13 protein-coding genes are annotated in these 14297 nt (G+C 72.0%); 2 read left to right on the top strand and 11 right to left on the bottom strand.

Going from position 1 to position 14297, the window contains the following annotated elements; all coding sequences use genetic code 11:
- Window positions 1-120 precede the first annotated feature (120 nt).
- A complete protein-coding gene (locus tag HZZ00_RS29565; protein ID WP_180329268.1) occupies window positions 121-1986 on the top strand; it encodes a ricin-type beta-trefoil lectin domain protein in 1866 nt (621 codons plus the stop codon).
- 166 nt (window positions 1987-2152) lie between these two features.
- Window positions 2153-2749: a GPP34 family phosphoprotein gene (locus tag HZZ00_RS29570; protein WP_180329269.1), complete on the top strand. Its 597-nt coding sequence runs from the start codon at window positions 2153-2155 to the stop codon at window positions 2747-2749.
- A 27-nt stretch (window positions 2750-2776) separates the two neighbouring features.
- Here HZZ00_RS29570 and cimA read toward each other — a convergent pair whose 3' ends face one another.
- From cimA to HZZ00_RS29620, 11 genes are all read right to left on the bottom strand, one after another.
- The gene (gene cimA, locus HZZ00_RS29575; protein WP_180329270.1) at window positions 2777-4387 is read right to left on the bottom strand and encodes a citramalate synthase; all 1611 of its coding nucleotides are present in this window, start codon (window positions 4385-4387) and stop codon (window positions 2777-2779) included.
- Between the two features lie 285 nt (window positions 4388-4672).
- A complete protein-coding gene (locus HZZ00_RS29580) occupies window positions 4673-6001 on the bottom strand; it encodes an MFS transporter (protein ID WP_180329271.1) in 1329 nt (442 codons plus the stop codon).
- A gap of 38 nt (window positions 6002-6039) precedes the next feature.
- The gene (locus HZZ00_RS29585; protein ID WP_180329272.1) at window positions 6040-6648 is read right to left on the bottom strand and encodes a TetR/AcrR family transcriptional regulator; all 609 of its coding nucleotides are present in this window, start codon (window positions 6646-6648) and stop codon (window positions 6040-6042) included.
- Entirely contained in the window at window positions 6645-7139 is a 495-nt protein-coding gene (locus HZZ00_RS29590) for a hypothetical protein (RefSeq protein WP_180329273.1), read from the bottom strand. Before HZZ00_RS29590 ends, HZZ00_RS29585 begins: the two co-directional genes overlap by 4 nt.
- Window positions 7140-7192: 53 nt before the next feature.
- Complete coding sequence (locus tag HZZ00_RS29595) at window positions 7193-8242, bottom strand: agmatine/peptidylarginine deiminase (RefSeq protein ID WP_180329274.1); 1050 nt, start codon at window positions 8240-8242, stop codon at window positions 7193-7195.
- Between the two features lie 21 nt (window positions 8243-8263).
- Window positions 8264-9988, bottom strand: coding sequence for an urease subunit alpha (locus HZZ00_RS29600; protein ID WP_180329275.1), 1725 nt, complete (start codon window positions 9986-9988; stop codon window positions 8264-8266).
- On the bottom strand, window positions 9985-10689 hold the full coding sequence (ureA, locus tag HZZ00_RS29605; RefSeq protein ID WP_180329276.1) for an urease subunit gamma: 705 nt from the start codon (window positions 10687-10689) through the stop codon (window positions 9985-9987). The genes HZZ00_RS29600 and ureA overlap by 4 nt, the downstream gene beginning before the upstream one ends.
- Window positions 10690-10868: 179 nt before the next feature.
- Entirely contained in the window at window positions 10869-11957 is a 1089-nt protein-coding gene (locus HZZ00_RS29610; protein WP_070023043.1) for a branched-chain amino acid aminotransferase, read from the bottom strand.
- Between the two features lie 243 nt (window positions 11958-12200).
- A complete protein-coding gene (locus tag HZZ00_RS29615; RefSeq protein WP_180329277.1) occupies window positions 12201-13244 on the bottom strand; it encodes a 3-isopropylmalate dehydrogenase in 1044 nt (347 codons plus the stop codon).
- 100 nt (window positions 13245-13344) lie between these two features.
- A complete protein-coding gene (locus tag HZZ00_RS38850) occupies window positions 13345-13476 on the bottom strand; it encodes a hypothetical protein (RefSeq protein ID WP_086025501.1) in 132 nt (43 codons plus the stop codon).
- Window positions 13477-13732: 256 nt separating this feature from the next.
- The gene (locus HZZ00_RS29620) at window positions 13733-14281 is read right to left on the bottom strand and encodes a GNAT family N-acetyltransferase (RefSeq protein ID WP_180329278.1); all 549 of its coding nucleotides are present in this window, start codon (window positions 14279-14281) and stop codon (window positions 13733-13735) included.
- Window positions 14282-14297: the final 16 nt, after the last annotated feature.

A 14297-nucleotide genomic window follows, 5' to 3' on the forward strand; every position in this document is an offset into this window, starting at 1 on the left:
CTCTCATGGTTCACTCATGGCTTAGCTCACGGCGTGAGTTAACTGACGCCTCCCCAACTCGTCAAGATGGCCCACCCGTTGGCGACCCCACTGTCGACCCGAGAGGAAGGGCGACGCACCATGAGGAGATCCCCCCGCGCGGTCCGGCTGCTGCTGGCCGGACTGCTCTCCGCCGCCGGTTTCACCGCGGCCGTTCCCCCCGCACACGCGGCCGGCGAGCAGGTCACGGCCTGGCTCACCACGACCGACGACTCCGCCGGACGCCATGTCGTCCGCGGCCTCCAGGCGCAGACGCCGTTCTCGTTCCAGTCCGGGACGGGTGGCGGCGGCACGAACATCACCGTGGACGAGAACACCCGCTACCAGACCTTCACCGGCGGCGGCGCCTCCTTCACGGACACCGCGGCCTGGCTGCTGAACAGCAGCGGCGCGCTGTCCCCGACGACCCGGGACGCGACCATGCGCAAGCTGTTCTCGCCGACGGACGGCATCGGGCTGTCGTTCCTGCGCAACCCGATGGGCGCCTCCGACCTCGCGCGCTACGGCTACACGTACGACGACGTGCCCGCCGGGCAGTCGGACCCGGACCTCGCCAAGTTCTCGATCGCGCACGACCTCGCCGACGTCGTACCGCTCACCAAGCAGGCGCTCCAGCTCGACCCGTCCCTGACGGTGATGGCCTCGCCCTGGACCGCCCCGGCCTGGATGAAGGACAGCGGCTCGCTCAACGGCGGCTGGCTGAAGGCGGAGGACTACGCCGCCTACGCCGCCTACTTCGTCAAGTACCTCCAGGCGTACCAGGACCAGGGGGTCAAGGTCGGTTACGTGACCCCGCAGAACGAGCCGACCTGCTGCTCCGGCTATCCCTCGATGAGCTGGAACGCCGACGGGCTGTCCTACTTCCTCAAGACCGACCTGCTGCCGCGGCTCCAGTCGGCCGGCCTGAGCACCAAGGTCCTGGTCCACGACTGGAACTGGGACGGCTACGACTCCTGGGCCGCCCCGCTGCTGGACGACACGGCGATCCGCAGCCACCCCAACTTCGGCGGCATCGCCTGGCACGGCTACGGCGGTGACGTCGGCGAGCAGACCACCGTCCACGACACGTACCCCTCGGTGGACGCCTTCGACACCGAGCACTCCGGCGGCACCTGGATCGCCGACCAGCAGCACGAGGACATGACCGACATCATCGACTACACCCGCAACTGGGGGAAGTCGGTGACCAAGTGGTCCCTGGCGGTGGACCAGAACATGGGACCGCACAACGGCGGGTGCGGCACCTGCACCGGGCTGGTCACCGTGCACAACGGGGACGGGCAGAGCGGGACCGTCGACTACACCGTCGAGTACTACGACATGGGCCAGCTGACCAAGTTCGTCCGCCCCGGCGCGCAGCGGATCGCCTCCACGGCGTCCACCACGGTGCCGAACGTGGCCTGGCGCAACCCCGACGGCAGCAAGGCGCTCATCGCCTACAACGGTTCCTCCGCCGCGCAGACGGTGACCATCGACTGGGGCTCCCAGCACGCCACCTACTCGCTGCCCGGCAAGACATCCGCCACCTTCACCTGGTCCGGCACCCAGAGCGGCGGCGGTGCCCGCACCGGCTCCTTCGTCGGCCTGGCCGGCAAGTGCCTGGACGTGGCGGGCGCCTCCAGCGCGAACGGCACGGCCGTCCAGCTCTACGACTGCAACGGCACCGCCGCCCAGCAGTGGACCGTCATGGCCGACGGTTCCGTCCAGGCGCTCGGCAAGTGCCTGGACGTGACCTCGGGCTCGACGGCCGACGGGGCCAAGGTGCAGCTCTACGACTGCAACGGCACCGGCGCCCAGCAGTGGTCGTACAACGCCGCCACCCACGACGTGGTGAACGTCGCCGCGAACAAGTGCCTGGACGTCACCGACAACTCCTCGGCGAACGGCGCCCGCGCCCAGATCTGGTCCTGCACGGGCGCGTCCAACCAGAAGTGGCAGTTGCAGTGACGCGTGGCCGGGGGACGACCGGGGAACCACGGGGAAACCGGCGTCCCCCGGCCGGACCATCGCTCGCCCGGGAGAGGAGGCGGGCCTCGGCGTGTGGCGCGCCGCCGGTGCCGGGCGGCATGCGAGGGTGCTCGGTACGCTGTGGCCCCGGCGACCTGGAGTCCTCATGACCACACCGCAGGATCTGTTCCTCGTCAGCGTCGACGTCCCCGGCGAGCGCCCCGTCGAGCAGGGGGACCTCTCGCTGGCCCTCGCGGGGGCCGAGCTGATCGATCTGCTCGGGACGCGGGCCGTGACCCTCGACGGCGAGCGCATCGTGCCAGGCCCGCCGCTGCCCACCGGCGACCGGATGCTGGACGAGGCGGGGGCGGCGCTGGTGCGCGAGGAACCGTACGAGACGGTCGAGGACTGGCTGTGGCGCCGGGGCCGCGGGCTGGCCGGGGCGTACCACGACTTCCTGGATACCGAGGGGCAGCTCACCGGGAAGCGGCGGCGCTGGCTGCCCCGCCCGGCCGAGACGCCCCCGGCCGACACCCCCGCGCGGCGGCACGCGGCCGAACGCTGGTGGTCCCACGAGCCCGTGCTGGCCGGTCTCGCCGACCCGCTGGGCATCGGCGAGGACCGGCCGCAGACGGAGTACGCGGACGACGCGGTCCTCACCGTGCTGACCGCCGTCGGCGACGCGGTGACGGAGCTGACGGCCGTGCGGGAGCGGCGGCGCATCGAGAACGCCGCCTTCGACAACATCTGGCGGGCGCCCTGACCGCCGCACCCGCGGCGCGCCCGCCGGCTACGCGGCCGGTGCCACGCCCGCCCGCAGCAGCCCGTACGTGTACGCGTCCTCCAGCGCCTGCCAGGACGCGGCGATGACGTTGTCCGCGACGCCGACCGTGGACCACTCGCCGGTGCCGTCCGAGGTGGAGATGAGCACGCGGGTGGTGGAGGAGGTGCCGTGCCGGCCCTCCAGGATGCGGACGCGGTAGTCGACCAGCTGGAGGCCGGCCAGCTCGGGGTAGATCTTCTCCAGGGCGACGCGCAGGGCCCGGTCGAGGGCGTTGACCGGGCCGTTGCCCTCGGCGGTGGCCACGATCCGCTCGCTCTTGGCCCACAGCTTGACCGTGGCCTCGTTGGCGTGGGTGCCGTCGGGGCGGTCCTCGGCGATGGCCCGCCAGGACTCGACGTCGAAGTACTTCAGCGCCCTGCCCTCGACCTCGCCGCGCAGCAGCAGCTCGAAGGAGGCGTCGGCGGCCTCGTACGTGTAGCCCTTGAGCTCGCGCTCCTTGACCCGGGCGACCACGCGCCCGATCAGTTCGCGGTCGCCGCCGAGGTCGACGCCGAGTTCCTTGCCCTTCAGCTCGACGGAGGCGCGGCCGGCCATGTCGGAGACCAGCATCCGCATGGTGTTGCCGACCAGCGCGGGGTCGATGTGCTGGTACAGGTCCGGGTCGACCTTGATGGCGGAGGCGTGCAGACCGGCCTTGTGCGCGAAGGCGGAGACGCCCACGTACGGCTGGTGGGTGGAGGGCGTGAGGTTGACGACCTCGGCGATGGCGTGCGAGATCCGGGTCATCTCCCGCAGCCGGCCCTCCGGCAGCACCTTCTTGCCGTACTTCAGCTCCAGGGCGGCAACCACCGGGAAGAGGTTGGCGTTGCCGACGCGCTCGCCGTAGCCGTTGGCGGTGCACTGCACGTGGGTGGCGCCGCCGTCGACCGCGGCCAGGGTGTTGGCGACCGCGCAGCCGGTGTCGTCCTGGGCGTGGATGCCGAGCCGGGCGCCGGTGTCGGCGAGCACGGTGGCGACGACCGCGTGCACCTGGGCGGGCAGCATGCCGCCGTTGGTGTCGCACAGCACCACCACATCGGCGCCCGCCTCCGAGGCCGCGCGGACGACGGCCTTGGCGTACTCGGGGTTCGCCCGGTAGCCGTCGAAGAAGTGCTCGCAGTCCACGAACACCCGGCGGCCCTGCTCGCGCAGGTAGGAGACGGTGTCGCGGACCATCTCCAGGTTCTCGTCCAGGGTGGTGCGCAGCGCCATCTCGACATGCCGGTCATGCGACTTGGCGACCAGGGTGATCACCGGGGCGCCCGACTCCAGCAGCGCTCTGACCTGGGGATCGTCGGCGGCCTTGGCACCGGCGCGGCGGGTGGCACCGAAGGCGACCAGCTGGGCGTGGCGGAAGTCGATCTCGTCCTTGGCACGGGCGAAGAACTCGGTGTCGCGGGGATTGGCACCGGGCCAGCCGCCTTCGATGAAGCCGACGCCGAAGTCGTCCAGGTGCCGGGCGATGGCGAGCTTGTCCGCGACGGTGAGGTTGATGCCCTCCCGCTGCGCTCCGTCGCGCAGCGTCGTGTCGAAGACGTGGAACGAGTCGTCGAGCTCGCTGGTTGCCGTCTCGGTCATGGTCTCAGGACTCCTGTTGTGGATCTTCGGTCTTACCGGAATGACCGGCTCCACCGTCCCCCCAATACTCCCCCGCGCTCGGTTCACGGCTGAAGGTGGGCCGTAAAACGAAAAAACCCCTCGCGGATGCGAGAGGTCTGCGCGCGGGTCGAGGACGACGGTGGCCACCCGCACCTGGTCGTACGAGATGGTCACTGCGGACCGGCGCGCCTGCTGCCAATAATCATGGCGGACGTAAGCACGGGGGCAGTCTGGCACAGCACCGCCCCCGGATCACCGTCCGTCTCAGGATGCGGTCGTCACGGTGGACTCCCCCGCACCCATGGTCCCCCGCTTTCCGGCCAGGTCCAGGTCCTTCGTCTCCCGCATGGCGACGTACACGACCAGCGACACGGCGGCACAGCCCGCCACGTACCAGAAGAATCCGGACTCGATCCCGGCGTTCTTGAACCACAGGGCGACGTATTCGGCGGTGCCGCCGAAGAGGGCGTTGGCGAGGGCGTACGGCAGGGCGACGCCCAGGGCGCGGACACCGGTCGGGAACAGCTCGGCCTTCACACAGGCGTTGATCGAGGTGTAGCCGGTGACGACGACCAGGGCGAGCAGGGAGAGGCCGAGGGCGGGCCAGTAGCCGTCGGCGTGCTTGAGCAGGGTCATGACCGGCACGGTGAGGACGGTGGAGCCGATCGCGAAGGTGATCAGCAGCGGCCGCCGGCCGATCCGGTCGGACAGGGCCCCGGCGAGCGGCTGGAGAGCGGCGAAGACGATCAGCGCGGTGAAGGAGACGAGGGTGGCGGTGTCCTTGGACAGGCCCGCCGAGTTGGAGAGGTACTTGGTCAGATAGGTGGTGTACGTGTAGTACGCGACCGTGCCGCCCATGGTGAGCGCGATGACGAGGAACGCCTCGCGCCGGTGCCGCCACAGGGCGCGCAGGGTGCCGCGCTCCTCGGCGGCCTCGGTCCGTCCGGCGTGGGCGGCGTCCTCCTCGTAGATCTCACTCTCCAGCATGGTGCGGCGCAGGTAGAAGACGACGGCCGCGCCGAGGGCGCCGACGACGAAGGGGATGCGCCAGCCGTAGCTGTGCAGGGCGGAGTCGGACATGGTGCGCTGGAGGATGATCTGGAGGCCGAGGCCGACGATCTGGCCGACGGTCATGGACACGTACTGGAAGCTGGAGGCGAAGCCGCGTTTCCCGGGGTCGGTGGCCTCGGTGAGGTAGGTGGCGCTGGCCGCGTACTCGCCGCCCACCGAGAGGCCCTGGAGCAGCCGGGCGACGAGCAGTACGAGGGCGCCGCCGTAGCCGGCGACGGCGTACGTGGGCGCGACGGCGATCAGCACCGCGGAGGCCGACATCAGTGTGACGGTGAGCGTCAGCGCCGCCTTGCGGCCCCTGCGGTCCCCGACCCGCCCGAGCAGCCAGCCGCCGACCGGCCGCATGAAGAAGCCGACGGCGAAGATCCCGGCGGTGTTCATCAGCTGGGCGGTGGGGTTGCCGCTGGGGAAGAACGCCCCGGCGAAGTAGGTGGCGAAGCTGGCGTACACGAACCAGTCGAACCACTCGACCATGTTCCCCGCCGAACCGACCCAGATCTTCTTCCAGTGTTCTCGTCCCATGGGCCGTTACCTGCCCGGCGGCCGAGCGGACGATTCCTCTACGCGAGAAGCCCGTCCGCCACGAACTCCCTCACATGGGCGAGCACTTGCTCCCGGTCGGTGCCGCGCAGCCCGATGGCGACGTGGATGGAGAACCCGTCGAGCAGCGCGCGCGTCCTGGTGGCGAAGCGGTCCGCGTCGACCGGCCGGAACTCCCCGCGTGAGATCCCCTCGGCGATCAGCGCGACGAGGTCCCGGTGCCAGGCCCCCTCGATCGCGCACTGGCGGGCGCGGGCGTCGTCGTCGGCGTTCTGGGACCGGTTCCAGACCTCCAGCCAGAGGGTCCAGTGCGGGTCGCGGTGGCCGTCGGGCACATAGAGGTCGACGTAGTCCTCCAGCCGCTCCCGCGCCGGCGCCGCCCGGGCGAGCAGCCGGGCCCGCTCGGCGCCCAGCCGCCCCTCGCTCCACTCCAATGTCTGCAGGAGCAGTTCGTCCTTGGACCGGAAGTAGTAGAGCAGATGGCCGCTGCTCATCCCGACCTCGCGCCCGAGCCCCGCCATGGTGAGCTTCTCCAGACCGTGCTCGGCGATCATGCGCATGGCCGCGGCGAGCAGGTCCTCGCGGGGCGGGGCGGGGGTGCGCCGGCGCGGCGCGGGGGCCTCGCTCATGCGGGCACCATGCGTACGGCGTCGGGCAGGAAGTGGGTCTCGTACGGCCCGTAGCACTCGGCGAACAGCGTGGCCACCGGTGTCCCGCAGCCGGGGCACCGGAAGTTGGGTCCCTTCCGCCCGGTGGGGCCGCAGCAACCGTAGTCCCGGCAGTCGTCGTTCCCCACCAGATGGCCGCGGGTGTCCTCGGGGTGCACCACCAGGGTGTCCCGCGGTCCGGCCGACATCAGGCAGCCCGGCCCCTCGGGATCCGCGATGGTCACGCCGGGCACCCCCGCCCCCATCCACTCGGGGTCGGGGTGCGGGACGAACGGCGCCCCGGACGGCTCGGGATCCACCGCGCAGGTCCCCGGCGGCACGGTGGAGGGGGCCTGCCGGAACCCGTCGGCGTCCTTGCGCCCGTTGTTCACGGGGCGCTCGGGCAACTCGGGCAACAGCCGGACCGGTTCGCTGAGCCGATGACCGCAGCAGGCACACACCAAGAGGTTCACCCGTATGTTCTACCCGACCCGGGACACCGGCGGCTGCCGGGCGGCCGGTTCCCCTATGCCCGGCGGGAGCGCGGCTGCTGCTGGGTGATGCAGTGGATGCCGCCGCCCGCGGCGAAGATCCGGCGGGCGTCGACCAGGGTGACGGTCCGCTCGGGGAAGAGGCGGCGGAAGATCGCGGCGGCGGTCTCGTCGCGGGGGTCGTCGAAGGCGCACAGCACGACGCCGTCGTTGCAGAGGTAGTGGTTGATGTAGGAGTAGTCGGCCCAGTGGCCGTCGGCCTCCAGCACGGTCGGGGCGGGCACCTCCACGACCTCCAGCGGGCGGCCGTGCGCGTCGGTCGAGGACCGGAGCAGGCCGATGACCTCCTTGGTGACCTCGTGGTCCGGGTGCGCCGGGTCCGGCTGGTGGTGGGCGACGACGACGCCGGGGCGGGCGAAGGCGGCGACGATGTCGACGTGGCCCAGGGTGCCGTAGCCGTGCGGGGGGTAGTCGGCGGTCAGGCCGCGCGGCAGCCAGATGGCCTTGCGGGTGCCGAGGTGGGCGTGGATCTCGGCCTCGACCCGCTCCCTCGTCCAGTGCGGATTGCGCTCGGGGCCGAGCTGCACGGTCTCGGTGAGCAGCACGGTGCCCTCGCCGTCGACATGGATCGCGCCGCCCTCGTTGACCAGCCGCGAGGCGTACGTCCGCGCCCCCGCGAGGCCGGCGACGTACGAGCCGATCTCGGCGTCGTGCTCCCAGCGGGCCCACTCCTGGGCGCCCCAGCCGTTGAACGTCCAGTCCACGGCGGCCAGTTCGCCCCGGTCGGAGGTGAGGAACGTGGGGCCGATGTCGCGCATCCAGGCGTCGTCCAGCGCGCGCTCCACGGTGTCCACGTCCGGGCCGAGCAGCTCCCGCGCCTCGGCCGACCGGCCGGGGCCGCAGACCACGGTGACCGGCTCGAAGCGGCGGATCGCGCGGGCGACCGAGGCCCAGGCGCGCCGGGCGGCGGCCAGCTCCTCACCGTCGTCGAAGGTGGGGTTGGGGCCCGGCCACGCCATCCAGGTGCGCTCGTGCGGGGTCCACTCGGCGGGCATGCGGAAGCCGTCGGCGGCGGGGGTGCTCATCGGTGCGGGTCCGTTCCGGGTTCAGAGGAAGTACAGGCGGTTGAGGGAGACGGAGTCGGCGGGCGCCGAGCGCAGCGGGTCGCCGTCGAGGGTGACCAGGCCGGTGCGCTGGTCGACGTCGACCGCTCCGGTACGGGCGTTGAGCCGCAGGTCGGCGGGGCCGATGCCGCGCGTGCCGCGGACCGCGACCCGGCGGCGCCGGGTGGGCATCGTGTCGTTGCCCTGGTCCACGGCCGCGCGGGCGACGAACGCCACGGAGAGGTCGGCCGCGGTGGCCCCGTACGCCCCGAACTGCGGGCCGAGGACGAGGGGTTCGCAGGTGTCCGTGGCCGCGTTGGGGTCGCCGACGACACCGTAGGCGGGGAAGCCGGACTTGAGGACGAGCTGCGGCTTGGCGCCGAAGTACTCGGGCCGCCACAGCACGATGTCGGCGAGCTTGCCCACCTCGATGGAGCCGACCTCGTGCGACAGGCCGTGCGCGATGGCCGGGTTGACGGTCAGCTTGGCCATGTAGCGCAGCACGCGGGCGTTGTCGTCGCCCTCGCCGTCGCCCTCCAGCGGGCCCAGTTCGGCCTTCATCTTGCCGGCCATGGCGAAGGTGCGCCGTACCGTCTCGCCCGCGCGGCCCATGCCCTGCGCGTCGGAGGAGGTGATGCCGATCGCGCCCAGGTCGTGCAGCACGTCCTCGGCGCCCATGGTGCTCGCCCGGATGCGGTCGCGGGCCATGGCCGCGTCGCCGGGCAGGTCGGGCTTGAGGTCGTGGACGGAGACGATCATGCCGTAGTGCTCGGCGACCGCGTCCCGGCCGAAGGGCAGGGTGGGGTTGGTGGAGGAGCCGATGACGTTCGGCACCCCGGCCATCTTGAGCACGTTGGGGACGTGTCCGCCGCCGCAGCCCTCTATGTGGAAGGCGTGGATGGTGCGGCCCTCCAGCACCTTCAGGGTGTCCTCGACCGACAGGCATTCGTTCAGCCCGTCGCTGTGCAGGGCCACCTGCACGTCGTGCTCCTCGGCGACCCGCAGCGCGGTGTCCAGCGCGCGGGTGTGGGCGCCCATGTCCTCGTGCACCTTGAACCCGCAGGCGCCGCCCTCGGCCAGCGCCTCGACGAGCGGTGCCTCGTGGGAGGACGAACCCCGGCCCAGGAAGCCGATGTTGACCGGCCAGGCGTCGAAGGCGTTGAAGGCGTGGCGCAGCGCCCAGGGGGAGTTGACGCCGACGCCCCACACCGGGCCGAACTCCTGTCCGATGATCGTGGTCACGCCGGAGGCGAGCGAGGCCTCCATGATGCGCGGTGACAGCAGGTGGACGTGGGTGTCGACCGCGCCCGCGGTGGCGATCAGCCCCTCGCCGGAGACGATGGACGTGCCGGTGCCGACGACGACGTCCACACCGTCGAGCGTGTCCGGGTTGCCCGCCCGTCCGATCGCGCTGATGCGGCCTTCCCGGATGCCGATGGACACCTTGCGGATGCCCTGCACCGCGTCGATCACGACGACGTTGCTGATCACGACGTCGCAGGTCTCGCGCACGGCGGCGGCCTTCAGATGCAGCCCGTCGCGGGCCGTCTTGCCGAAGCCGGCCAGGAACTCGTCGCCGTGGTGCTGGGCGTCGGACTCCACCCGGACGGTCAGGCCGGAGTCGCCGAGCCGGACGCGGTCCCCGGCGCGCGGGCCGTGGGTGGCGGCGTACGCCCGCGGATCGACATGGATCGCCCGGCTGACCTCGCGTCCCTTGGAGCGGCTCATCGGTCCTGTCCTTCCTCTTCCTCGCTGCGGGCGCCCAGATAGCCGCAGGCGGCGGCCCGGCGCAGCGCCTCCTGCCGGGCGCCCGGCGCGTCCAGCGGCCCGTCCACCAGCCCGGCGAAGCCGATCGCGATCCGCTCCCCGCCGATCGGTACCAGGCCGACCTCCTCGCTCTCGCCCGGCCCGAAGCGCACGGACGATCCGGCGGGCACGGCGAGCCGCATGCCGTAGGCGGCGGCGCGGTCGAAGTCGAGGCGCGGGTTGGCCTCGAAGAAGTGGAAGTGGGAGGTGACCGAGACCGGCACCGCCGCGGTGTTGGTGACGGTGAGCCGGACGACGGGCTCCGGGTCGGCGTGCGCGGGCCCGGGCAGCAGCGCGCCGGGGGCGTCGTCGCCCAGGCCGCCGCCGATGGGGTCGGAGACCACCGCGAGCCGGGAGCCGTCGTCGAAGACGGCCTCGACCATCACCTCGGTGACCACGTCGGCGACGCCCGGCAGCACGTCCTCGGGGCCGAGCACGGCGCGGGCCGCCTCGATGGCCTCCGCGAGCCGCCTGCCGTCGCGGGCGGCCTCGCAGACCGTGTCCGCGATCAGCGCGGTCGCCTCCGGCACGTTCAGCCGCAGCCCGCGGGCGCGGCGGGCCCGGGCCAGTTCGGCGGCCCCGAACAGCAGCAGCCGGTCACGTTCCGTGGGGGTCAGTCGCACGGCGCGGCGCCTCCTTCTCGGCAGCGGTTTAGAGCAGCACTCTAAACGCATGGCCCGTGAAAGAGAAGGTCTCGGCGGCAGCATCGAGGGTGATGGATCGAACACTGCTCAAGAAACGGCGGAGGGCCGCCGCGGACCCCCGGTGGGGTCCGCGACGGCCCTTCGTTGCCGTGCGGGCGTCAGCCGACGCGGTGCATCCAGCCGTGCTTGTCCTCGTCCATGCCGCGCTGGATGCCGAGCAGGGCCTCGCGCAGCCGCAGGGTGACCTCGCCGGGCGTGCCGTCGCCGTGGGTCCACTCGCCGGACTTGGTCTTGACGTGGCCGATCGGCGTCACCACGGCGGCGGTGCCGCAGGCGAAGACCTCGGTGAGGGCGCCGGAGGCGGCGTCCGCGCGCCACTGCTCCAGGGTGATCACACCCTCCTCTGCGGTGTAGCCGAGGTCGCGGGCGACCTGGAGGAGCGAGTCCCGGGTGATGCCCTCCAGGATGGAGCCGGTCAGCGCGGGGGTGACGATCCGGTCGCCGTAGACGAAGGCGACGTTCATGCTGCCGCTCTCCTCGACCTTGGTGCGGGTGACCGCGTCGAGGTAGACGACCTGGTCGCAGCCGTGCGCGGCGGCCTCGGCCTGCGGGAGCAGGGAGGCGGCGTAGTTGCCGCCGGTCTTGGCGTCGCCGGTGCCGCCGGGGACGGCGCGGACGTGGTCCTCGGAGACCCAGATGGTGACCGGCTGGACTCCGCCGGCGAAGTAGGCGCCGGACGGGGAGGCGATCAGCAGGAACAGGTACTCGTTGGCCGGGTGCACACCGAGCGCGGCCTCGGTGGCGATCATGAACGGGCGCAGGTAGAGGGCCTCCTCGCCGCCGTGCGGCGGCACCCAGTCGGCGTCCTGCGTCAGCAGCGCGTCCAGGGCCGCGATGAACAGCTCCTCCGGCAGCTCGGCCATGGCCATGCGGCGGGCGGAGGTGCGGAACCGGCGGGCGTTCGCCTCGGGGCGGAACAGCGCGATCGAGCCGTCGGGCTGGCGGTAGGCCTTCAGCCCCTCGAAGATCTCCTGGCCGTAGTGGAGCACGTGGGTGGAGGGGTCGAGGGAGATCGGGCCGTACGGAACGAGCTGTGCGTCGTGCCAGCCGCGGCCCTCGGTCCACCGGATCGTCACCATGTGGTCGGTGAAGTGGCGGCCGAACCCGGGGTTGGCCAGGATCGCCTCGCGCTCTGCGGCGGCGAGGGGACTGGCGGAGGGCTTGAGCTCGATCGTGGGCATCGTCATGAGTGGTTGTCCTTCACCGGTTGTTGTGACGGGCCGCGCTCACGTCTCGCGCACCGGCTGGCCGGTGCTGGGACGTCCGAGCATTCCCTCATACCGCGGCTCCGCGTTCGATTATCGCGCGGCGCTCCGGTCGACGGAATCGGGTGGTGGCGGCCCGGGGTCGATGGTTCCTACCCGGCGGAGACATGCGGAAGCCGCCGGGTGGTCGTCCGACCCGGCGGCTTCTTGCGGAGGAGCGCCGGGTCAGCCGGCTACTCGGGCGGCGAGCGCGTCGCCGATCTCGGACGTGCTGCGGGCGGGCTTGCCGGCGCGCTCGGTGAGGTCCGCGGCGACCGCCGTGTCGATGCGCTCGGCCTCGGCGTCGTAGCCGAGGTGGCGCAGCAGCAGGGCGACGGACAGGACCGTGGCGGTGGGGTCGGCCTTGCCCTGCCCGGCGATGTCCGGGGCCGAGCCGTGCACCGGCTCGAACATGGACGGGAACGCGCCGCTCGGGTTGATGTTGCCCGAGGCGGCCACGCCGATGCCGCCGGAGATGGCCGCGGCGAGGTCGGTGATGATGTCGCCGAAGAGGTTGTCGGTGACGATCACGTCGAAGCGCTCGGGCTGGGTGACCAGGAAGATGGTGGCCGCGTCGACGTGCAGGTAGTCGGTGGTGACCTCGGGGAACTCCTCGGCCACCTTGTTGAAGGTGTTCGACCACAGGTGGCCGGCGAAGGTCAGCACGTTGTTCTTGTGGACCAGCGTGAGCTTCTTGCGCGGGCGGGCCTGGGCGCGGGCGAAGGCGTCCCGGACGACGCGCTCGACGCCGTAGGCCGTGTTGACGGACACCTCGGTGGCGACCTCGTGCTCCGTGCCCTGGCGGATGGTGCCGCCGTTGCCGGTGTACGGGCCCTCGGTGCCTTCCCGGACGACGATGAAGTCGATCTCCGGCTGGCCGGCGAGCGGGGTGGCCACGCCCCGGAGCAGCTTGCTCGGCCGCAGGTTGACGTGGTGGTCGAAGGCGAAGCGGAGCTTGAGCAGGAAGCCGCGCTCCAGGACGCCGGAGGGCACGGACGGGTCGCCGAGGGCGCCGAGCAGGATCGCGTCGTGCCGCTTGAGCCGCTCCAGGTCCGCCTCGGTGAGGGTCTCACCGGTGGCGTGGTAGCGCTTGGCGCCGAAGTCGTACTCCTCGGTCTCCAGCTTCACGTCCCCCGGGAGGACGGCGGAGAGGACCTTGAGACCCTCGGCCACGACTTCCTGGCCGATGCCGTCACCGGGGATCACTGCGAGATTGATGCTGCGAGACATGCGGGCACCCTACTCCTCGTCCCAGGTGATGACACGGGCTGTCCACGATCCGGACGCCCCGTGTCGGCGCGACGGCGTGGCGCGAGCCTCGCGGGCGAGGTCAGTGGCCGGTCTGACCGCCGTTGTCCCGGCGGTCGAGGGCGCGCTGGAGGGCGGCGGCGGCGTTCTTGCGGTCGGACTCGCTCGTGCGGGACACGTGGCGGACGCGGCGGCGGACGGTCGTCTCGGCCATGGGAATCGACTCCTCGGATATGAAGGGAGTACGGCAATGACGGGTGTTCGAGACGCCGGAGCAGGCGGGGAGCACTGAGGCCGCAGGGGTTGCCTGCACAGGGCCCGGCTCACGACCGCCAATCGCTGGATCGAGCGAGACGTTCGGCTTGTTCCAAGCTAAGGGAGCGGCCCGCGTCTGTCTGCATCATTACTCGGACTTCCTACTATCTGAGACGGCGAACCGGCTGACCCCCCTCTGAGCTGGGCTTTTCCCGTCAGGTCACGTCGCCGTCGCGCCAGTCGAAGACCAGTGCGCGGGCGGGGTCGAGGGCTGCTGCGGCGGGCGTCGCCGGCCACACGTGGACGGCTCCCTCGTCGTCCGGCAGCCGGACGATCCCGTGCTCCGGCGAGAGGGCGTGCACCTGCCCCTCCCACCGCCGCCAGCCCCGGGCGGCGTACAGCCGGGCACCGTCCTCGCTGGCGGCCAGCGCGCCGAGGTCGTAGGCCCGCTCGATCACCCGCTCCAGCTCCGCCATCACCCGCCCGCCGAACCCGGTGCGCCGGACGTCGGCGCGTACGGCGACGGCCTCGACGTACCCGGTGCGCAGCCAGCGCCCCGCGTGCCGCACCCGCCGCATCACGACCGAGCCGTGGGCGGCGAGCCCGGCCGCGTCATGGATCAGTACGTGCAACCCCCCGAGCCCGTGGTCCCAGTCCTCGTCGGCGAAGTCCCCCTCGAAGGCGTCGTCCAGCAGGGCGCGCGCGGCGGTGAGTTCGTCGGGGCCGAGGTCCGCGGTGTGCGCGAGACGCATCCGATCGGTCATGACCGCATTGTCGCCA

This window comes from Streptomyces sp. NEAU-sy36, assembly GCF_013423905.1.
GTDB lineage: Bacteria > Actinomycetota > Actinomycetes > Streptomycetales > Streptomycetaceae > Streptomyces > Streptomyces misionensis.